Origin of the sequence: Streptomyces sp. NPDC101194, assembly GCF_044767885.1 — a bacterium.
Lineage (GTDB): Bacteria > Actinomycetota > Actinomycetes > Streptomycetales > Streptomycetaceae > Streptomyces.
In genome coordinates, this window is sequence record NZ_JBIWOS010000003.1 from 699,358 (window position 1) to 721,389 (window position 22,032).

Consider the following 22,032-nt stretch of genomic DNA (forward strand, 5'->3'; position numbering starts at 1 on the left):
GTCGGTCCCCCGCCTGCGGGCCGCTGATCAGCCGGGCGGGACGGGCGTCCAGGACGAGCACCGCGTCCGCACTCCGGCGCCGCCGGTCCTCACTCGCCCGCGGGCGAGGTCGTCGGGGTGCGCCCCGTCGGCCCTCGTCACCGTGCGTTCGACGCACGGTCGACGCGTCGGACACGCAGCAGCTCGTAGGCCTGTGCCAAAGGCACGTACCCCCGCGACAAAGACCACGACAGAGGGTGCCGACCTGAGGTCGGCACCCTCTGGGGAGTGCGGCTCAATGCGCTCGGCGCGGGACGCTCAACGTCGCGTCACGCCATGGGGCTCGTGCTCAGCTGCAACCGCTGGTCGAGCCGCAGCCCTCGCAGATGTAGCAGGACCCGGCGCGCTGCATCTTCGTACCGCAGGAGAAGCAGAGCGGCGCGTCCGCGCTGATGCCCAGCTGCATCTCGACGAGCTCCGCCGAGGTGTGCGCCGTCCTCGGGGCCGGCTTCTCGGCCTCCGGCACGACCGCGACCGCCTTCAGCGGCTCCGTCCGCACCGGGGCGGACTGGGCCAGAGCCTCGATGTCCAGCTCGTCGTCCTCCAGGGAGGGCTCGTACGAACCGGTGTCGAGGTGACGCTGACGCTCCTCGGCCGAGTGGATGCCGAGTGCCGAGCGGGTCTCGAAGGGCAGGAAGTCCAGCGCGAGGCGGCGGAAGATGTAGTCGACGATCGACTGCGCCATCCGCACGTCCGGGTCGTCCGTCATGCCGGCCGGCTCGAAGCGCATGTTGGTGAACTTCGAGACGTACGTCTCCAGCGGGACGCCGTACTGCAGACCGACCGAGACGGCGATGGAGAAGGCGTCCATCATGCCCGCGAGGGTGGAACCCTGCTTGGACATCTTCAGGAAGACCTCTCCAAGACCGTCGTCCGGGTAGGAATTGGCGGTCATGTAGCCCTCTGCACCGCCGACCGTGAAGGAGGTGGTGATGCCGGGACGCCCCTTGGGGAGGCGCTTGCGGACCGGGCGGTACTCGACGACCTTCTCGACCGCGGTACGGATGGTCTCCTCGGCCTTGGCCGCGACCGCGTCGGTTGCGGACTTCTCCTTCTCCTTGGTCTTCGCGGAGAGGGGCTGGCCGACCTTGCAGTTGTCGCGGTAGATCGCGAGCGCCTTGACGCCCATCTTCCACGCCTCGAAGTAGACCTCTTCCACGTCCTCGACGGTGGCCGTCTCCGGCAGGTTCACCGTCTTGGAGAGCGCGCCGGAGATCCACGGCTGGATCGCGGCCATCATGCGCACGTGGCCCATCGCGGAGATGGAGCGCTCGCCCATCGCGCAGTCGAAGACCTCGTAGTGCTCGGTCTTCAGACCGGGGGCGTCGATCACATTGCCGTGCTCGGCGATGTGGGCGACGATCGCCTCGATCTGCTCCTCCTGGTAGCCCAGGCGGCGCAGGGCCTGCGGAACGGTGCCGTTGACGATCTGCATCGAACCGCCGCCGACCAGCTTCTTGAACTTGACCAGGGCGAGGTCGGGCTCGAGGCCGGTGGTGTCGCACGACATGGCGAGACCGATGGTGCCGGTGGGCGCGATGACCGAGGCCTGCGCGTTGCGGAAACCGTTCTTCGCGCCGAGGCGGATCACGTCCTGCCAGGCCTCCGTGGCGGCGGCCCAGATCGGGTTGTCCAGGTCGTCCATGTGGACGGCCGCGGCGTTGGCGTCGGCGTGCTGCTTCATGACGCGCTGGTGCGGCTCGGCGTTGCGGGCGTAGCCGTCGTACGGGCCGACGACCGCGGCGAGCTCGGCGGAGCGCTTGTACGAGGTGCCGGTCATCAGCGAGGTGATGGCACCGGCGAGGGCGCGGCCGCCGTCGCTGTCGTACGCGTGGCCGGTCGCCATCAGCAGGGCGCCGAGGTTGGCGTACCCGATGCCCAGCTGGCGGAAGGCGCGGGTGTTCTCACCGATCTTCTGCGTGGGGAAGTCGGCGAAGCAGATGGAGATGTCCATCGCGGTGATGACCAGCTCGACGACCTTGGCGAAGCGCTCGGACTCGAAGGACTGGTTGCCCTTGCCGTCGTCCTTGAGGAACTTCATCAGGTTCAGCGAGGCCAGGTTGCACGAGGTGTTGTCCAGGTGCATGTACTCGCTGCAGGGGTTCGAGCCGTTGATCCGGCCGGACTCCGGGCAGGTGTGCCACTGGTTGATCGTGTCGTCGTACTGGATGCCCGGGTCGGCGCAGGCCCAGGCCGCCTCGGCCATCTTGCGGAAGAGGGACTTGGCCTCGACCTCTTCGATGACGTCACCGGTCATCCGCGCGCGCAGCCCGAACTTGCCACCGGACTCGACGGCCTTCATGAACTCGTCGTTCACACGGACCGAGTTGTTGGCGTTCTGGTACTGGACGGACGTGATGTCGTCGCCACCCAGGTCCATGTCGAAGCCCGCGTCGCGCAGGGCGCGGATCTTCTCCTCCTCCTTCACCTTGGTCTCGATGAAGTTCTCGATGTCGGGGTGGTCGACGTCGAGGATGACCATCTTGGCCGCACGCCGGGTGGCGCCACCGGACTTGATCGTTCCGGCGGAGGCGTCGGCACCGCGCATGAAGGAGACCGGGCCGGAGGCGTTGCCGCCGGAGGACAGCAGCTCCTTGGAGGAGCGGATACGGGAGAGGTTCAGGCCGGCGCCGGAGCCGCCCTTGAAGATCATGCCCTCTTCCTTGTACCAGTCGAGGATCGACTCCATGGAGTCGTCGACGGCCAGGATGAAGCAGGCGGAGACCTGCTGCGGCTGGGGCGTCCCGACGTTGAACCACACCGGCGAGTTGAAGCTGAAGATCTGGTGCAGGAGGGCGTACGCCAGCTCGTGCTCGAAGATCTCGGCGTCCGCGGGGGAGGCGAAGTAGCCGTGCTCCTCGCCGGCCCTGCGGTACGTCTTCACGATCCGGTCGATGAGCTGTCGCAGACCGGTCTCGCGCTGCGGGGTGCCGACGGCCCCGCGGAAGTACTTGCTGGTGACGATGTTGACCGCGTTCACCGACCAGAAGTCGGGGAACTCGACGCCACGCTGTTCGAAGTTGATCGAACCGTCGCGCCAGTTGGTCATGACGACGTCACGACGCTCCCAAGCCACCTCGTCGTACGGATGCACGCCGGGGGTGGTGTGGATGCGCTCGATACGCAGACCCTTGCTCGACTTGGATCCCTTGGCTCGGGAACCTCGTGCCGGGCCGCTCGCCGTCTCTGTCATGCCGCCTCCCATATGTGGGCAAAAACGCCCTGAAGTGCCCAGAACTTCCCGGGGCACAGTCTGTCTCTGATGCTCCGTGCGCCACGCACAGCGCCCGGAGCGGGTCCATGAAGCCGCCCTGCCGCCGATCCGCACACCTGCGCCGATCGGCCGGTGTCGCTCAGTCGGCGGCGACGGCGGGAACGGGGACCTCGAGGGTCTCTCCGGTCCCGCGCTCCTCCACGGGAGGTCGCCGTTCGCGGAGTTCCGCGATGGCGGCCTCGAAGTCTTCGAGTGTGTCGAACGCCCGGTACACGGACGCGAAACGCAGGTACGCGACAAGGTCGAGTTCCTGCAGGGGGCCGAGGATGGCCAGACCCACGTCATGGGTGGTCAGCTCGGCGCTGCCGGTGGCACGTACCGCCTCCTCGACCCACTGGCCGAGCTTGGCGAGGGCGTCCTCGGTGACCGGCCTCCCCTGGCACGCCTTGCGCACGCCGGAGATGACCTTGGTGCGGCTGAAGGGTTCGGTCACACCGCTGCGCTTGACCACCATCAGCGAACAGGTCTCCACCGTGGTGAAGCGGCGGGCGCAGTCGGGGCACTGGCGGCGACGGCGGATCGACGTGCCGTCATCGGTGGTGCGACTGTCGACGACCCGGCTGTCGGGGTGCCTGCAGAAGGGGCAGTGCATGGCTCCCAACCCTCCTTCACAGCACGACTGAATAGCCTCTTCAGGGCCCGCAGGGGCCCCTCGAAGCAGTGACAAGCATAGGCGATGGCCACACCCCCGGCGGACCGGGGACCACAACTTCTGGGTGACTGGAGCAATCCAACCACTAGATCTTGGGTTTGGTCGCGCATTCGGCCCTAGCGCGTGTCGCGCATCGAGGGCGATCGGCAGGCAGCGTACGGCCGAGCACGAGGTTACGGGAACCACGTGGCCGCCAGGATTGCGGGGCTCCCGCTGTCGGACTCGGACAACGCCCGGGGAGGGCCACCCCGCCCGGCGGCATCGCGCCGGCGAACGCTACCGTAATGATCCGAATTGCCACGGGAGAGCGATCCGGGTTCCCCCGGCCCGACGGACCGTTCCGAGCGGGAACTCGACCGACCCGGCGCCGCACATACACCCGACAGTGAACACACGACAGACTTTTATTCGTTTTTCACTCGAACGTGTGTTTGGCGCAACCTTTCGAAAGCCACTACCGTTGTCCAGCTAGGGAGACCATTCGAGAGGGGCCGACGTGACCACCACCGCAGACAGTGCCACCATCACTGCCCAGGACCGCTCCCAGAGCCGACTCGAGCCGGTGCATGCCATGAATGACCCAGTCGCGAACACGGAGGGGCCCGAGCCCATGCGCCCAGCGCGCTCGTTGCCCGGCCGCCCTCCAGGGATCCGGGCGGACAGCTCGGGGCTCACGGACCGGCAGCGGCGCGTGATCGAGGTGATCCGGGATTCCGTGCAGCGGCGTGGGTATCCGCCCTCGATGCGGGAGATCGGTCAGGCGGTGGGCCTGTCCAGCACGTCCTCCGTCGCCCATCAGCTGATGGCCCTGGAGCGCAAGGGTTTCCTGCGTCGTGACCCCCATCGTCCGCGGGCGTACGAGGTCCGGGGCTCGGACCAGCCCACCTCGCAGCCCACCGACACGACCGGGAAGCCCGCGGCTTCGTATGTACCGCTGGTGGGTCGGATCGCGGCCGGTGGCCCGATCCTCGCCGAGGAGTCGGTCGAGGACGTCTTCCCACTCCCCCGCCAGCTGGTCGGCGACGGAGAGCTGTTCGTGCTCAAGGTCGTCGGTGACTCGATGATCGAGGCGGCGATCTGTGACGGCGACTGGGTCACCGTGCGCCGCCAGCCCGTCGCGGAGAACGGCGACATCGTGGCAGCCATGCTGGACGGCGAGGCCACGGTCAAGCGCTTCAAGCGCGAGGACGGCCACGTATGGCTGCTCCCGCACAACTCGGCCTATCAGCCGATCCCGGGCGACGAGGCGACGATTCTCGGCAAGGTGGTGGCGGTGCTGCGGCGCGTGTGACGACTCGCCGGCTCCGACCGGGCCCCGGGATTCACTGCGCCGATCCCGGGGCCTCCCTGTGCCCTCCGACAACCGGGCGGACTACCGGCCGTCGGCCTTGGCCGCCGAGTCGATCGCCGCGAGCGAGCGGCGCGCCTGATTGCGGTCGGTGGTGTACCAGAAGTCGGGCAGCGAGGCTCGCAGATAGCTGCCGTACCGGGCGTTGGCCAGTCGCGGATCGAGCACCGCGACCACGCCCTTGTCACCCGTGGCCCTCACCAGTCGGCCGGCACCCTGGGCCATCAGCAGCGCGGCATGCGTGGCCGCGACGGCCATGAACCCATTGCCTCCCGCCTCCTCGACCGCCTTCTGGCGCGCGCTCATCAGCGGATCGTCGGGGCGCGGGAACGGGATCCGGTCCATGACCACCAGCTGGCAGCTGGCCCCGGGCACATCGACACCCTGCCAGAGGGACAGCGTGCCGAAGAGGCAGGTCTCGGGGTCGGCCGCAAAGTTCTTGATCAGCTCTCCGAGGGTCTCCTCGCCCTGCAGCAGGATCGGCTTGTCGAGTCGCCCCCGCAGTTCCTCGGCGGCGGCCTGGGCCGCCCGCATGGACGAGAACAGCCCGAGGGTGCGCCCGCCCGCCGCCTCCACCAGCTCGGCGAGCTCGTCCAGCATGTCGGTGCGGGATCCCTCCCTGCCGGGCGTCGCCAGATGCCGGGCGACGTACAGGATGCCCTGCTTCGGGTAATCGAACGGTGACCCGACGTCGAGCCCCTTCCACTGCGGAATGTCATCGCCCGCAGTGCCCTCGGGAGCGAGCCCGAGCGACGCCCCCACCCCGTTGAAATCCCCGCCGAGCTTGAGCGTCGCCGATGTGAGGACGACGGACCGTTCGGTGAAGAGCTTCTCGCGGAGAAGTCCGGAGACGGAGAGCGGGGCGACCCGCACGGAGGCGCCGAAGCGGTCGTGTCGCTCGTACCAGACGACGTCGTACTCCGAGCCCTGGGTGATCCGCTCGGCGACGCCGTGGATCGTCTCCACCGATGCGAGTGCCTGCTTCCGGACGGCGTCCTCGTCCTGAACGGACTTGTCCCGGGTGGCGCCCAGGGCCGAGATCACCGTACGCGCGGCGTCCCGGAGCGCCAGCAGCGCGTAGCCGAGGTCCTCGGGGACCTCTTCCAGCCGGCCGGGGAGCGCCAGCTCCATCACGCGCTCGAAGCCCTCGGACGCGGTCTGCAGGGCGTCGGCCGCCTTCTCGTTGACCAGCTTCGCCGCCCGGCGCACAGCGCGGTTGACCTGACCGGGGGTGAGCTCTCCGGTCGCCACCCCGGTGACCCGGGAGACCAGCTCATGGGCCTCGTCGACGATCAGTACCTCGTGCTGCGGGAGCACCGGGGCGCCCTCGATGGCGTCGATGGCCAGGAGGGCGTGATTGGTGATCACGACATCGGCGAGCTTGGCACGCTCACGGGCGAGCTCCGCGAAGCACTCGGCGCCGTACGCGCACTTGGAGGCGCCCAGACATTCGCGCGAGGAGACCGAGACCTGCGCCCAGGCGCGGTCGGAGACTCCGGGGGTGAGATCGTCACGGTCCCCGCTCTCCGTCTCGTCCGACCAGTCCCGCAGCCTCAGCAGATCCTGGCCGAGTTTGCTCGACGGGGCCGCGGCCTCGAACTGATCGAAGAGTCCCTCCTCCTCGTCCTGCGGCACTCCTTCGTGGAGCCGGTGCAGGCAGAGATAGTTGGACCGGCCCTTGAGCATGGCGAACTGGGGGCGTCTGCGCAGCAGCGGGTGCAGGGCGTCGACCGTGCGCGGAAGATCGCGCTCCACGAGCTGGCGCTGCAGCGCCAGCGTCGCCGTGGCCACCACCACGCGCTCCCCGTGCGCCAGCGCGGGCACCAGGTAGCCGAGGGACTTGCCCGTGCCGGTGCCGGCCTGGACGAGCAGATGGGATTGGTCGTCGACTGCCTCGGCGACGGCCTCGGCCATGGCGGCCTGGCCGGGCCGTTCCGTACCGCCGACGGCGGTCACGGCGGCGTGGAGGAGCTCGGGAAGGGATGGCTTCGTCATAGCCCGACCACCCTACGGCGCACCACTGACAACGGCGATCACTCCCGGACTCAGGCGGAGGGGTGGAGCGGGTTCGGAACGGTCCCGTGGATGGCGGCGTGCGGCCGTCGGGGGCGGTCCCGGTAACCGTCCACATGCAGGCGGTTGCGGTTCAGACAGAGGCGTTGGATGCGAGGCGTCAGCATGTCGAACATCTCGAAACGCTCCTTGAGCTCGGGAAAGCGGGCGTGGTACCGCAGGATCTCGGCCCGCACGAGTGACCAGAATTCGGCTTCCGGGACTCCCAGCTGCTCCTCGCAGAGCGGGGACAGGAACCGGAAGACACCGATGAACAGTCCGGCGTGGATGAACTGGGTGAGGAACGAGGGGGGCTCGGTGAGCAGGATGCTGCGCACGTCCTGCGGCATCGACGCGTGCTCCGGCAGCGGCTGGGCGCTGATGTTCACATCGTCCACGAAATCCTTGATCGCCAGGCGCACGGGTACGTCCTGGTCGTCGAAGACGACGATGGCGTTCTCGCCGTGCGGGGAGAACACGGTGCCGTAGCGGTAGAGGAAGTGCAGCAGCGGCGGGAGCAACGCGGCGAAGAGCCTGGTCAGCCAGGCGGTGGGGGTCAGTCCCGAGCGGGCGACGAGTTCGGCCGTGAAGGCGCGCCCCTGGGGATCGGTGTGGAGCAGCGAGGCGAGGGTGCGGCCCCGTTCGCCCGGCGCGAGCCTGGGCTGGAGCGGTTCTCGCCAGATGGCGCCGAGGATCTCCTTGAACTGGTACGGGGCCTCGGGAAGGTGGTCGTAGAGCGGGTGCTCGACGGTCACGGAGGCCACCTCGCCGAGCAGGATGACCCCACAGGTGTCGCGCAGAAAGGCGTCCTGGTCACGCAGCCCCTGGACCCACCCGGTGACGGCGGGGGCCGCGAGGGTGCGCTCGGTCGGCAGACCCCGCCAGACCAGGGTGTTGAGGATCGACAGGGGCAGTTTGACCGTGTGCCGGTCGGGACGGGACACGTTGGTCAAGGTACGGATGGACTGCTGCGGCAACCGGTCGTCCGTGTCGGCGTGGAGCGGAACGATGTCACCCGCCGCAAGGGCCGGGGCGAAGACCGGAACGATCCATTCGTCCCACTGCCAGGGGTGCACGGGGAGACAGAGGTAGCTGTCGGGATCGAGGCCGCGGGTGTGGAGCACGGCGGCGAAGGAGTCGCGGACCGACGGGTCGAGTTCCTGCGCGTACAGCTGCCGGGGAGTGGCCAGGCCGGTCACTCCGCGGTAGGCGGAGATCCGGGTGGAGACGGCGATCCACGGCAGCCTGACCGGTGTGCGGGCCTCGGGGGCGTAGCGGGAGGCGTCGGCGGCGGAGAAGCCGAGGCGCCCCTTGTTGGCCACGAGCCAGGGGTGGCCGGTCTGGTGCCCTTCCAGCTCGGCGTAGTCGAGGTCGGCCAGCCGGGCGGCGGGGACCGCGGTGCGGTCGAGCCGGACGTCGGCGGCGAGGGTGGTGGTGATCTCCCGGATGAGGTGGCCGAGGGTGGCGCCGTCGATCCCGAGGAGGTGGCGGGCGCGGGCGAGGAAGCTCAGCGGGTCGTGGAAGGGGACGGTTTCGCCGTTCCGGTCCCGGATCTGCTCGGCGAGCGTGTCCCGGTCACTGCCGTGCGCCGATTCCGCGGGCTCGCTCCGGTCACTGCCGCGCGTCGATTCCGCGGGCTCGGCCCCGGCGCTCCTGCGCTTCTCACGAATCGATTCGGGAGCGATGAGCCAGCCGCCGTACACGCCCCGTCGGGCGCTGAAGCTCAGGGTTCCGCCGTCGTCGAGCCCGAGGGTGTACGTGTCGCTCCCGTCGGCCTGTGCGACCGGTTCGACGACCTCCTCGTAGGCGAACTGACCGAGCATCTTCGCGAGCAGCCGGGCGGCGGCTCCGTCCCAGACCGCCCGGTCGAGTTCCGGTGTGCTGAGCAGTGGGGCTGACTCCGCTGAATCCTGGCTCGCGGGATATTTCGGCACGGGGCCTCCTCGGGACGGAACCGATGGGGTGGTTGCGGTATACGCAAGGCGGCAGTTCGTTCACAGCTGGGCACGGTGGGTTCGGTCGCGGACCATCAGGGCAGCTCGCTTGTCGGGGAGTTCGACTTCCGCGGAGAAGCGGAAGCCGGCGCTCAGGAAGGCGGAGACGGAGGGGGTGTTTCGCAGGTCGGGTTCCGCGACGACACGCGCGCACAGGGGGCGGTTGTCGAGCACGAGGTCGGAGACGGCTCGGAGCAGGGTGGTGCCGACTCCGCGTCCCCGGTTGTTCACACCGCCGATGAGCAGGTGGATTCCGGTGTCGTGCGGGCGGGCCGGGTAGTGGCGCGCCAGCGGATCGAGATCCGCCCGGTAGATCTCCCAGTAGCTCATGGGAATCCCGGCCAGCACGCCGAGACATGGGACGCTGCGTCCGTCGCCGTCGAGTTGAGGACGCAGGTGGTCGGCGGTGACCGATTCGGGTCCGGCGAGTTCCCAGAACGCGGCGACCGCGGGATCGTTCATCCAGCGGCTGATCACGGCGAGGTCGCGTTCCAGTCGTGCGGGAACGAGCTGGAACACTCCGGCCGGGGTGGTCACCGGTCCCCAGTCGGCGGGGTGGTCGAGCAGGTCGGAGGAGGCCGCACTGCTCGTGGCCGTCCGTCTGCCCGCCGCCGAACCCGCGTCGCCCGGTTCGGACGACGCGGACGTGTTCGGCGGCAGGGACGGTGCCGGGTCGGCCGATGCGTCCTCCCCGGGCGTGGCCGGTGTCTCCTCCTCGAACAGAGCGAGGAGTTCTTCGGAGAGCGGCAGGTCCAGGGTGTCCTCGGCGCCCGTGTCGGTCGGCGGGGCAGGGCCGGCACCGGCTTCGGCGTGCGCATCGGCGGGAGTCACGGCGTCGCTCTCCTCTCGGCGGATCAGATCGTTGCCAAGTTCCCTCAGACGTACAAGGGATTGGCCATGGTGACGTAGACGGACTGGGTGTCGACGGGCCCGACGAGTTCATCGAGGCCGTGCAACCGGGTCAACAGGTTGGCCTTGCAGCGCAGGTGGGGGTTCTCCAGCAGATGCGCGGGCAGGGGCGAGCCCAACGCGATGGCCGAGTCGAGGAATCTGCGGAACGCGGCGATGAGCACCTGTTCGTCGGCGAGACGTTGTGCGCCGAAGGCTCCGATCAGGCCGAACACGTTGTTGATGCCGACGTAGTAGGCGAAACGTTCGTCGGTGACCGCGTCGGAGACGAAGGTGTCGCTGACCTGTCCGATGCCGGGGAGCCGGTGCTCCAGCGCGGTGCGGTGGGACTCACGGAAGTAGTAGCCCTGGTTGTCACGGTATCGGCCGCCGACGGGCCAGCCGTGGGGGTCGAGCAGCACCAGGGTGTTCTGCTGGTGGGCTTCGAGCGCGACGCCCGCGTGACCGTCGAGCCAGAGAACCGGGCGTACGACGCGGTCGAGATAGCGCAGGAACCACTCGGTGGCGACGGCCCCGACGGCTCGTCCGGTGGCGGCTGCCAGGGCGAGGACGATCCCGGTGAGGCGTGAGTGCGTACCCGTCCGGCCCGGCCAGGGGCGCGGGGCGGTGAGCGCGGCGATGCAGACCGCGTCGTCGAACGGCCCGAAGGGGTTGTGACGCAGCATCACGTCGAGACCCGCGACGGGCTCGCCGTCCGGGCCGTCGACGGCGAGCCAGGCGGGGTCACGGACGATGTCGAAGCCCGGGTGGACCGCGTGCCACCGCGCGGCGAGGCCGCTGCGGAGCAGCCGGTGCACCTCGACCCCGCGGTGGAGTTCCTTGCGGAGGTTCTCCCGGCGGGAGTTGGTGATGCGGACACCGAGGGAGAGCTTGAGCATCACGTCGGCGTCCGGCCGGTGCACGGTACGGACGGAGGAGGTGGGATGCCAGGGCTTCCCGTGCGGCCCCAGGTCGTGGAGGAGTCCGGCGTCGAGCAGGGCGGCGACTTCGGGCCGGTGTCCGAGTTCGCGGGCCTGCCAGGGGTGGAGCGGAATCGGTGTGGTGTTGTCGGGGAGTCGCAGCCCCTCGGTGTGGGAGACGACCAGTTCCGCCGCCGGTACCGGACGGCCGCCCTCGGTCCAGGCGGAGTCGGTGGCCAGTACGGACCGGTGGACGGCCATCCAGTGGAGCGGGAAGGAGCCGTGCGACTCGGGTGAGTAGCGGCGGCATTCCGCGTCGGAGAGGCCTTCGCGGCTCTTGGGCGTCGGGTGGAGCGGATGTCCGAGGAGGAGTGACTGCTCGGCGGTGAGGAAGAGGTCCGCTTCGGCCGGGGCCTCGGGTGTGCGGCGCCGCTCGGTGATGAAGCCGGCGGTTCGCTGTACGGAGTCGGCGACCCGGGCCACCATGTCGGTGCCCCCGTCACGGTCGGCCTCGCGGCTCAGGAGCGCGGCGACCGTCACCGCGTCGACGGGGGGCGCGCCTTCGGGTGCTCCTTCCAGGACGGGCATGCCGAAGCGGTGCCAGCCCGTGACGGACCAGTAGACGACGGGGACGAGCAGGGCGGTTCCGCTCGCGGGAAGGGGGATGCGGAGGGTCTCCCCGGCCGGTCGGAGCAGATCGCTCTCCCGGACCCAGCAGCGGAGCAGGTTCTCGACACCGGCCGTGTCGGCGGCGCGCAGCGGGTCCGGGTGGTCGAGGAGGTCGGCGGGTGCCTCGGCGCTCTCCATGTGCATCGGGAGGTACTGCTCGTCGTGCGGTGCCGCCTTCTGGCGCGGCACGGTGGTGTGCTCGACGACGAGGTTGCCGGTGAGCCCGGCCGGTCCTCGCTGCGGGGTGGGGGGAGGGCCGTCGGCCTGGGGCGCGGGGGTGGGGTTCACGGCGGTCTTCCTTGTGAGGGGGGTCAGCGAATCGCCCCGGTCGTGGTCCTGCGGTGGGGCAGGCGCTCGGCGGCTGCCAGGGCGTCGGCGAGGCGGTCCACGACCGCTGTTGCCTGTTCGTCGGTGAGAGTGAGGGGCGGGAGGAGGCGAACGACGGTGCAGTGGCGTCCGCCGAGTTCGACGATGAGCCCACGGCGCAGGCATTCCTGCTGGACGGCTGCGGCGAGGGCCGGGGCGGGCGGCGGCTCGGGGCCGTCGCCCCGCGCGGGGGCCTCGGGGTCGACGAGCTCCACCCCGATCATGAGGCCCCGTCCACGGACGTCCCCGATGGACGGGTGGTCCGAGGCCAGTGCCTGGAGGCGCGCGAGCATCCGGGCGCCGAGCGTCGCGGCACGCTCGGCGAGGTGGTTCTCCCGTACGAAGGAGAGGGTGGCCGTGCCCGCCGCCATGGCGAGTTGGTTGCCCCGGAAGGTACCGGCGTGGGCGCCCGGCTGCCAGATGTCGAGTTCGGAGCGGTAGACGATCACCGCGAGCGGGAGGGAACCGCCGATGGCCTTGGAGAGCACCATCACGTCGGGCACGATCCCGCTGTGTTCCACCGCCCAGAAGGCACCGGTGCGCCCCACACCCGTCTGGACCTCGTCGGCGATCAGTGGGACGGAGCGGGTCTCGGTGATCTGACGCATCCGGCGCATCCAGCCGTCCGGGGCGGGGTTCACGCCGCCCTCCCCCTGCACCGGTTCGAGGATCATGCCGGCCGGCGGGGGTGTACCGCCCTTGGGGTCGTCCAGCAGGTTCTCCGTCCAGCGGGCGGCGATCTCCGCGCCGCGTCCGCCTCCGACGCCGAAGGGGCAGCGGTAGTCCCGGGGGAAGGGCAGTCGTGTCACACGTACGTCCTCGGCACCTCCCGAGGCGGCCAGGGCTCCGTCCGTCATTCCGTGGTAGGCGCCGGTGAAGGCGAGAAGGCCGCTGCGGCCGGTCGCGGCACGGACCAGCTTGAACGCCGCCTCGACGGCGTCCGTGCCGGCCGGTCCGCAGAACTGGATCCGGGCGTCGTCGGCGAACCCCCTCGGCAGGGTGGCGAACAGCTCCGTCGTGAAGGCGTCCTTGACCGGGGTCGCGAGGTCGAGCACATGGAGCGGTGCGCCCGAGTCGATCACCTTCTTGATCGCCTCCAGGACCACCGGATGGTTGTGCCCGAGCGCCAGGGTGCCTGCTCCGGAGAGACAGTCGAGGTATCGCCGCCCGTCCGCGCCCTCGATGGTCATCCCTCGGGCCCGCACCGGCACGATCGGCAGTGAACGCGCGTACGTGCGGGCGGCGGATTCACGCAGTGACTGGCGGCGCAGGATCCCCTCGTGCACCGCCGGTGCTGCCACCGGAGCTGGTTCGGTCACGGCCACGGCTGTTGGTCCTCCCGCTGTAACAGTTGCGTTGCACGTCGGTACATCGGCGCACGGACGGACTGCGGGGATGAACGCTGTCCGCGAGTCCCTCGTACGTACCAACGACGCCGGACGCCGGGGATCACGGCCGAATCCGAAGATCCTTGCGGAGGCGGAACCGTGGCCCTGCCGCGTGCCGTCCCCATCGGCACCGGCATAGTGGGGGCCGCACGGAGGGCTCGGGCACATGTCCGGCAGTCCACAGGGCGTTCGGAGCGAACGGCCCGCAGCAGTACCGAAGTGCAGTACAGAAGTGTTGAGTGACGAAGTCCCAGGGGGATCACCACATGCGACTCATTCGACCGGCTCTCGCCGCACGTCAGGGGGGCACACGCCGCAGGCGCTCCTCGGTGCTCGCCACGGCCGCGGTCACCGCGGTCCTCGCGCTCACCGCCACCGCCTGTGGGCCCGGCGAGGACGACGCGAGTGACAAGGCGAGCAGTCCCGCAGGCCAGGCCTCGGACGGCAAGATCACCATTCCGGACGATCTGAAGAACCGGCTCAAGGAACACGGGATCGATCTCGACCAGTGGAAGAACGGCGAGTGGAAGAACTGGGACAGGGACAAGTGGCTGCGCGAGGCGAAGGACTTCGTCAACCCGATCATCGAGGGCCTCTGGGACCCGGACCGTATGCGGGATGCCGACAAGTCGCCGGAGAAGCCGGTCGACAACGACATCTCGGGTGATGTGGGCGTGACGGACCCGACCCCCGCACCGGTCCGCGCCGCCGGTGTCCGAACGCCGTACCACGCCACCGCCGCGGAGTCCGGGAAGCTGCTCTTCGACAGCCCCGAGGGGTCCATGGTCTGCTCCGCGACGGTGGTGCAGGACCCGGCCCACCCCGGCAAGTCCAACCTGGTGTGGACGGCGGGGCACTGCGTGCACGCGGGCAAGAAGGGCGGCTGGTACCGCAACATCGCCTTCGTTCCGTCGTACAACAACGAGGGTCTGTCACCGGCGGAGCTGAAGACGGCCGGCAAGCAGGAGATCGCCCCGTACGGCGTGTGGTGGGGTCAGTGGGCGCAGACGTCCGACCAGTGGATCTCCCAGGGCGCCTCGGTCGGCGGCCAGGGCGCCCCGTACGACTTCGCGGTGCTGCATGTCACCCCGGAGAAGGGCTCCACGGGCAAGTCGCTGGAGGAGACGGTCGGCTCCGCGCTGCCCGTCGAGTTCAACGCACCGGCCGTGCCGAAGATCGGCAGCATGACCGCCACCGGCTTCCCTGCCGCTCCGCCGTACGACGGCCAGAAGGCGTTCCAGTGCGCGGACAAGCCGGGCCGGCTCTCGCTGACCGCGCAGGACCCGACGATGTACCGCATCGGCTGCAGCATGACGGGCGGCGCCTCCGGTGGCGGCTGGGTCGCGGCGGGCCAGGACGGCAAGCCCGCACTGGTCTCGAACACCTCCATCGGACCGGTGACGGCCGGCTGGCTGGCCGGGCCGCGCTTCGGCAAGGAGGCCAAGGCCGTCTACGACTCGGTCAGCAAGAAGTACGCGGGACAGTGACGACAGTCCGTCAGCCGGGCCCTTGGGAAAGCGGATGACGGATCTTCAGGGGTTCCCGGTGCGGCAATCGCCCGCCGGGAGCCCCTGCCGTCGGGCGGTGGCCACGGGCCGCCTGCGGCGCGTGCCTCCGTGGCGAGGAGCGTGGTCCGTCCCGTCATAGGGTGGGCCTGCATGAGCGGCGGCCATGGGTCCGGCCACCGTTCTGCATGACAAGTTCATGACATTCTCACATTTCGGGGGGATCCCTTTCCATGCGATCCATACGTCCGCTCCTCGCCGCGACGGGCCTCGTCGCCGCGCTCGCGCTGTCCGCCACGGCCTGTGGTCCGAGCGAGGACACGGCGTCCGACAAGCCCGCCGTCGACTCCGCAGGCGGCCAGGATTCCGGCGGTTCGCTGTCCGGCGGCCTGGCCGAGACGTTGAAGAAGCACGGCGTCGACCCGGAGAAGTGGAAGAACGGCGAGTGGAAGAACTGGGACAGGGACAAGTGGCTGCGTGAGGCCAAGGACTTCGTCAACCCGGTCATCGACGGGTTGTGGAAGCCCGACCGGATGAAGACGGCCAAGGATCCCGCGAAGACCATGGCGGCCGGCGACCTCTCCGGCGGCCAGGGCGTCACCGATCCGGAGCCCGCCCCGGTCAGGGCCGAGCGCGAGAGGACTCCCTACCACGACTACGCCGCCCCGGTCGGGAAGGTGTTCTTCGACTCCCCCGAGGGCTCCATGGTCTGCTCGGGCACCGTCGTCAAGGACCCGAAGAACCCGGGCAGGTCCAATCTGGTGTGGACCGCCGGACACTGTGTGCACGCCGGTTCGAAGGGCGGCTGGTACCGCAACATCGTCTTCGTTCCCGCGTACAACGACAAGGGTCGGTCCGCCGCCGCGCTGAAGAACGCGCAGCCGCAGGAGGTCGCCCCGTACGGCGCGTACTGGGCCGACTGGGCCACGACGTCCGGTGAATGGCTCGCCGACGGTGGCCCCACCGGAGGTGAGGGCGCCCCCTATGACTACGCGGTGCTGCATGTGAAGCCGGAGCGGGGCACCACGTCCCTGGAGGAGACCGTCGGCAACGCCCTGCCGGTCGATTTCGACGCCCCCGAGATCTCGCGGATCAGTGCCATGGGTGCCTGGGGATACCCCGCCGCCCCGCCGTACGACGGCCTGATCATGCACAAGTGCGTCGACCGCCCCGGCCGGCTCTCCATCAGCCCGAGCACTCCGGCGATGTACCGCATCGGCTGCACCATGACGGGCGGCTCGTCCGGCGGCGGATGGTTCAGCAAGGGCGCCGACGGCAAGCTCGCCCTCGTCTCGAACACCTCCATCGGACCGGTGACTTCGGGCTGGCTCGCCGGTCCGCACCTGGGCAGGGGCGCACAGGACGTCTTCACCATGATGAGCGAGAAGTTCGGCGGCCGCTGACGGCCGCCTGCACGAAGGACGCCCGAAGGCCCGCTCCCGAACGAGGGAGCGGGCCTTCGGGCCGTGCCGGGCCGTGTCGCGGTCAGTGCGCCACGGGCACGTACGCCGAGAGGTCGGCTGCCAGTTCCTCATGAACCCGCGCCTTGAGCAGGGTGCCCTCCGACGTGTGCTCCTCGGAGATCACCTCGCCCTCGGCATGCACCCGGGAAACGAGCCCGCCCCGGGTGTACGGCACGAGCGCCTCGATCTCGACCGACGGCCGGGGCAGTTCGCTGTCGATGAGCGCCAGCAGCTCGTCGATGCCGACACCCGTGCGCGCCGACACCGCGATCGCGTGCCTCTCGATGCGCAGCAGCCGCTGCAGCACCAGCGGATCGGCCGCGTCCGCCTTGTTGATCACCACGACCTCGGGCACGTCCACCGCACCCACTTCGCGGATCACCTCACGCACCGCGGCGAGCTGTTCCTCCGGCACCGGATGGGAGCCGTCCACGACATGCAGGATCAGGTCGGACTCGCCGACCTCCTCCATGGTGGAGCGGAACGCCTCGACGAGGTGGTGCGGCAGATGCCGTACGAACCCGACGGTGTCGGCCAGGGTGTAGATCCGGCCGCTCGGCGTCTCGGCCCGGCGCACGGTCGGATCCAGCGTGGCGAACAGCGCGTTCTCCACCAGGACACCGGCCCCGGTCAGGCGGTTGAGCAGTGAGGACTTGCCCGCGTTGGTGTAGCCGGCGATGGCGACCGACGGCACCCTGTTGCGCTTGCGCTCCTGGCGCTTGATCTCGCGGCCGGTCTTCATCTCCGCGATCTCCCGGCGCATCTTCGCCATCTTCTCGCGGATCCGGCGCCGGTCCGTCTCGATCTTGGTCTCACCGGGGCCGCGGGTGGCCATACCGCCCCCGCCGCTGGAACCGCCGCCGCCCATCTGACGGGAGAGCGACTGGCCCCAACCGCGCAGCCGCGGCAGCATGTACTGCATCTGTGCCAGCGAGACCTGTGCCTTGCCCTCTCGGGACTTGGCGTGCTGGGCGAAGATGTCGAGGATCAGAGCGGTCCGGTCGACCACCTTGACCTTGACGACGTCTTCCAGATGGATCAGCTGGCCGGGGCTCAGCTCACCGTCGCAGACGACGGTGTCGGCCCCGGATTCGAGGACGATGTCGCGCAGCTCCAGTGCCTTGCCCGAGCCGATGTAGGTGGCCGGGTCGGGCTTGTCGCGGCGCTGGAAGACGGCGTCGAGCACCTGGGCACCCGCCGTCTCCGCGAGTGCGGCCAGCTCCGCGAGGGAATTCTCCGCGTCCTGCACGGTCCCCGACGTCCAGACGCCGACCAGCACCACACGCTCCAGGCGCAGCTGTCGGTACTCGACCTCGGTGACGTCCTCGAGCTCCGTGGAGAGACCCGCCACCCGCCGCAGCGCGGCACGCTCGGAACGGTCGAACTGCTCGCCGTCCCGCTCTCCGTCGATCTCGTGGCTCCAGGCGACGTCCTCTTCCATCAGGGCGTCGGCCCGAAGGCTCTCGGTGAGGCTCTCGGTGACATTCTCCGTAGCGCTCTGCGCGTGCTGCGCGTCCTGGGGAAGGGAAGAAGAGGAGGTCATTGGATCCTTACGTCGATGAAAGTCCGTTACATCAGTCACAACGCGTGACCTCTCCCGATGATTCCCGCTGTCGGGAATCATCGATCCGGCCGCCGCGGCGACTCGTCGATAGTGGCATGGTCCGCCGCGCCCGTCACCCTGGTTTACCGGTGTCCGGCGGGCTCGGCACTGTGCCAGTCCGGGTGCCCCGGCATCGGCGGGGTCTTCTTGCCGTACAGCCAGCCGTCGAAGAACCTGGTGAGATCGCGGCCCGCGGTCTGCGAGGCCAGCCGGACGAAGTCCGCGGTGGCGGCGTTGGAGTCCCGGTGTTTCCTCACCCAGCTCCGCTCCAGCAGGTCGAAGGCGTTCGCGCCGATCTCCCGACGCAGCGCGTAGAGGACCAGCGCGCTGCCGTCGTACACCACCGGCCGGAAGAGGCTGAGTTTCTGTCCGGGCGCCGGAGTGTCAGGACGGGCCGGCGGGCCGCCCGCGGCACGCCATTCGTCGGACATCGTGTAGGCCTCACGCATGCGGTTCTCCAGCTTCTTGCCGGCGTGCTCCTCGGCGTAGCGGGCCTCGTACCAGGTGGCGTGTCCCTCATTGAGCCAGAGGTCGGACCAGGCACGCGGCGAGACGCTGTCGCCGAACCACTGGTGTGCCAGTTCGTGCACCATGATCGAGTCGACGTACCACTCCGGGTAGGCGGTCCGGGTGAACAGGGACCGTTCGAAGAGCGAGAGCGTCTGGGTCTCCAGCTCGAAGCCGGTTTCCGTGTCCGCGACCAGCAGTCCGTACGTCTCGAAGGGATAGCGGCCGACCTGCCGCTCCATCCAGTCCAACTGGGCGGGCGTCCTGCCGAGCCAGTGCTCCAGGCGCGTGCGGTCGGCGCTCGGCACCACGTCACGGACCGGCAGACCGTGCGGTCCGGTGCGTCGCAGGACGGTGGAGCGGCCGATGCTGACCTGGGCCAGTTCGGTGGCCATGGGGTGCTCGGTCCGGTAGGACCAGGTGGTCTCGGCACCGTGCCGGGCCGTCCCGGTGGGCAGGCCGTTGGCCACCGCCGTGAATTCCTTGGGGGCGGTGATCCGGAAGGTGAAGTACGCCTTGTCGGCGGGGTGGTCGTTGCTGGGGAACACCCGGTGCGCGGCGTCCGCCTGATTGGCCATGGCCAGACCGTCGGCGGTGCGCACCCAGCCGCCGCTGTCCTGCTTCCCGCTCGGGTCACTGGTGTGCCGGACGGTGATGTGCAGCGGTACTCCGGCGGGGAGCCGGCCGGGGGGCCGGATGACCAGATCCTCGTCGGCCGTCGCGAAGTCGGCCCGCAGACCGTTGACCTCGACCTGGCGGACCTTGCCGTGGGTGAAGTCGAGATTGATCCGGTCCAGCTGCTCGGTGGTCCGCGCGTCGATCGTGGTGACGGCGTCCAGCGGTTTGCTGTTGCTGCCTCGGTAGGTCAGCCCGATGTCGTACGAGAGGACGTCGTACCCGGGGTTGCCGAGGTGCGGAAAGAGCGGATCGCCGATACCGAGCGGCACGGGTGAGGGGAGGGCGGCGGCGACGAGCGTGGCCGCTGCGGTGGCCAGCAGAGCGGCCCGCAGACGGCGGGAGATGAACGGCATGACCTACCGCTACCAGCGACTCCCGCCCGAGCAGGCGCGGCGCGCGCCGCGCCACTCGAACGAGATCGTCCCGACGGACGGCTGCGCGGCGGGGCCGGACGGCGGCGGGCGTCAGACGACGGCGGGGTGCTGGGCGCGGCTCACGTCGTAGACCCCCGGTACGTCGCGCATCGCGCGGATCAGCGCCGGAAGTCCGGCGGCGTCGGCGAGCTGCAGGGTGTACGTGTGCCGGACGCGCTGTTCGCTGGGTGGTTCGACGGTGGCGGAGATGATCGCCGCGTCCGCCGTCGCGATCGCCTCGGTGAGATCGGCGAGCAGCCGGGCCCGTCCGAAGGACTCGGCGACCAGGGTGACGCGGCAGCCGACCGCGTCTCCCCAGCTCACCCCGACCGGAACCCGGCCGACGGAGCGCATCCGGGACACCGTGGAGCACTCCAGCCGGTGCACGGTGACGGCGCCGCCTCGCACGACGAATCCGGTGACGGCGTCGGGGGGCACGGGCGTGCAGCAGCCCGCGAGTCGTACGTCGGCGTCCGGCCGGTCCACCACGGCGCTCGCGGTTCGGGGCTCGGCCCCACCACCCCCCGGGCCACCGGTTTCCTGGAGCTGCGGCTCGGACCTGGGCTCCGCGGTACTGCTGCTGTGCGCGCCCCGGGTGCCCTCGGGGTGGGCGTCCAGCCAGCCGGTGATGGCGATGCGGGCGGCGGGGGTGCGCGCGTGGTCGAGCCAGTCGGGCGACGGGCCGGAGGCGGAGTCCTCGGCGAGCAGCGGTTGCACGGTGTCGCCGTCGCTGAGCACGGTGCCCAGGGTGGCGAGCCGGCCGTTGACCCGGGCGCCGATGCAGCTGTGCGCCTCCTCGCCGTACTGCGCGTAGGCGGCGTCGACGCAGCTGGCTCCGGCGGGCAGCCCGAGCGTGCCGCCGTCCGTGCGGAAGACCGTGATCTCGCGGTCCTGGGCCAGGTCGGCGCGGAGCGTGGTCCAGAAGGTGTCGGGGTCCGGGGCGGACTGCTGCCACTGGAGGAGCCTGGAGAGCCAGCCGGGCCGGGTCGGGTCGGCGCGCTCCCCGTCCGCGGGCTCGACGGCCTGGGTGCCGGAACCGCTGTCCGCGGCGTACGGGTTGCCGAGGGCGATGACACCCGCCTCGGCGACCTTGTGCATCCGGTGCGTACGGATGAGTACTTCGGCGACCGCCCCGTCGGGGCCCACGACCGCGGTGTGCAGTGACTGGTACAGGTTGAACTTGGGTGCCGCGATGAAGTCCTTGAACTCGGAGACGACCGGGGTGAAACAGGTGTGCAGTTCGCCGAGCACGGCGTAGCAGTCGGCGTCGTCACCGACGAGCACCAGCAGTCGGCCGAAGTCGGTGCCGCGCAGTTCGCCGCGTTTGATCCTGACCCGGTGCACGGAGACGAAGTGGCGTGGCCTGATGAGGACTTCGGCGGGGATGTCCGCCTCCCGCAGCACCGTCGCCACGCTCTCGGCGACGGCCGCGAGCGGGTCCCGGACGGCCGCGGCGGCGGAGGAGGAGTCCGGCCGCGCCGACGCGGCGGCGATCAGCGCGCGGGTGTGCTCGTACTCCTCGGGGCGGAGGATCGCGAAGACGAGGTCCTCCAGCTCGGTCTTGAGGGCCTGTACGCCGAGCCGTTCGGCCAGCGGGATCAGCACGTCACGGGTGACCTTGGCGATCCTGACCTGTTTCTCGGGGCGCATCACGCCGAGGGTGCGCATGTTGTGCAGCCGGTCGGCGAGCTTGATCGACATCACCCGGACGTCGTCCCCGGTGGCTACGAGCATCTTGCGGAACGTCTCGGGTTCGGCCGCCGCCCCGTAGTCGACCTTCTCGAGTTTGGTGACGCCGTCGACGAGGTAGCAGACCTCTTTGCCGAACTGTTCCCGCACCTGATCGAGGGTCACGTCGGTGTCCTCGACCGTGTCGTGGAGCAGGGAGGCGGTGAGCGTCGTGGTCTCGGCGCCGAGTTCGGCGAGGATCAGCGTGACGGCGAGCGGGTGCGTGATGTACGGCTCGCCGCTCTTGCGCATCTGCCCGCGGTGCGAGGACTCGGCGAGCACGTAGGCCCTGTGCAGGACGGAGAGGTCGGCGTCGGGGTGGTGGGCCCGGTGGGCCTCGGCGACATGGCCGATCGCGTCGGGCAGCCGGTCTCGGGAGACGGGGCCGAGCAGCGCGACGCGGCCGAGCCTGCGGAGATCGATCCGGGGACGGCCCCGCCTGCGGACGGGCACATCTGGATCGGTGGCCTCTGCGCTCATGGGGCACCTCCGGCGGCGTCGACCGGCGGTGGGGAGGTGCGGTCGCGCCTCCGGGCCGGTGCTTG

General features: G+C 70.0%; 13 protein-coding genes. 3 read left to right on the forward strand and 10 right to left on the reverse strand.

The annotated features are described in order from the left end of the window. Positions 1-328 precede the first annotated feature (328 nt). On the reverse strand, positions 329-3,232 hold the full coding sequence (locus ACIRP2_RS16145; protein WP_404250632.1) for a vitamin B12-dependent ribonucleotide reductase: 2,904 nt from the start codon (positions 3,230-3,232) through the stop codon (positions 329-331). Positions 3,233-3,392: 160 nt separating this feature from the next. After that, complete coding sequence (nrdR, locus tag ACIRP2_RS16150; protein WP_351075152.1) at positions 3,393-3,905, reverse strand: transcriptional regulator NrdR; 513 nt, start codon at positions 3,903-3,905, stop codon at positions 3,393-3,395. Positions 3,906-4,461: 556 nt separating this feature from the next. On the opposite strand from nrdR, the gene lexA reads away from it, so the two are divergent. After that, on the forward strand, positions 4,462-5,256 hold the full coding sequence (gene lexA, locus ACIRP2_RS16155) for a transcriptional repressor LexA (protein WP_404250634.1): 795 nt from the start codon (positions 4,462-4,464) through the stop codon (positions 5,254-5,256). An 81-nt stretch (positions 5,257-5,337) separates the two neighbouring features. On the opposite strand, the gene ACIRP2_RS16160 is transcribed toward lexA, so the two are convergent. Genes ACIRP2_RS16160 through ACIRP2_RS16180 form a run of 5 tightly spaced genes read right to left on the reverse strand, consistent with a single transcriptional unit; the run spans position 5,338 to position 13,527 of the window. Further along, on the reverse strand, positions 5,338-7,308 hold the full coding sequence (locus ACIRP2_RS16160; RefSeq protein WP_404250636.1) for an ATP-dependent DNA helicase: 1,971 nt from the start codon (positions 7,306-7,308) through the stop codon (positions 5,338-5,340). Positions 7,309-7,358: 50 nt separating this feature from the next. Then, positions 7,359-9,299 carry an IucA/IucC family protein gene (locus tag ACIRP2_RS16165; protein ID WP_404250638.1) on the reverse strand — a complete coding sequence of 647 codons (1,941 nt, stop codon included), beginning with the start codon at positions 9,297-9,299 and terminating at the stop codon, positions 7,359-7,361. A gap of 60 nt (positions 9,300-9,359) precedes the next feature. Beyond that, positions 9,360-10,190 (reverse strand): GNAT family N-acetyltransferase, encoded by an 831-nt coding sequence (locus ACIRP2_RS16170; RefSeq protein WP_404250640.1) that lies wholly within the window; start codon positions 10,188-10,190, stop codon positions 9,360-9,362. Between the two features lie 44 nt (positions 10,191-10,234). Further along, positions 10,235-12,124 carry an IucA/IucC family protein gene (locus ACIRP2_RS16175; RefSeq protein ID WP_404250642.1) on the reverse strand — a complete coding sequence of 630 codons (1,890 nt, stop codon included), beginning with the start codon at positions 12,122-12,124 and terminating at the stop codon, positions 10,235-10,237. A 23-nt stretch (positions 12,125-12,147) separates the two neighbouring features. Further along, complete coding sequence (locus ACIRP2_RS16180; protein ID WP_404250644.1) at positions 12,148-13,527, reverse strand: diaminobutyrate--2-oxoglutarate transaminase family protein; 1,380 nt, start codon at positions 13,525-13,527, stop codon at positions 12,148-12,150. A gap of 329 nt (positions 13,528-13,856) precedes the next feature. Here ACIRP2_RS16180 and ACIRP2_RS16185 point away from each other — a divergent pair, with 329 nt between their 5' ends. Then, positions 13,857-15,077 carry a trypsin-like serine peptidase gene (locus ACIRP2_RS16185; RefSeq protein WP_404250646.1) on the forward strand — a complete coding sequence of 407 codons (1,221 nt, stop codon included), beginning with the start codon at positions 13,857-13,859 and terminating at the stop codon, positions 15,075-15,077. Positions 15,078-15,328: 251 nt separating this feature from the next. Continuing rightward, complete coding sequence (locus tag ACIRP2_RS16190; protein ID WP_404250648.1) at positions 15,329-16,498, forward strand: trypsin-like serine peptidase; 1,170 nt, start codon at positions 15,329-15,331, stop codon at positions 16,496-16,498. Between the two features lie 82 nt (positions 16,499-16,580). Here ACIRP2_RS16190 and hflX read toward each other — a convergent pair whose 3' ends face one another. From hflX to ACIRP2_RS16205, 3 genes are all read right to left on the reverse strand, one after another. Beyond that, entirely contained in the window at positions 16,581-18,101 is a 1,521-nt protein-coding gene (gene hflX, locus ACIRP2_RS16195) for a GTPase HflX (RefSeq protein ID WP_376218073.1), read from the reverse strand. Positions 18,102-18,244: 143 nt separating this feature from the next. Beyond that, on the reverse strand, positions 18,245-19,699 hold the full coding sequence (locus ACIRP2_RS16200) for a M1 family metallopeptidase (RefSeq protein WP_404250650.1): 1,455 nt from the start codon (positions 19,697-19,699) through the stop codon (positions 18,245-18,247). Between the two features lie 111 nt (positions 19,700-19,810). Next, positions 19,811-21,967, reverse strand: coding sequence for a RelA/SpoT family protein (locus ACIRP2_RS16205; RefSeq protein ID WP_404250652.1), 2,157 nt, complete (start codon positions 21,965-21,967; stop codon positions 19,811-19,813). Positions 21,968-22,032: the final 65 nt, after the last annotated feature.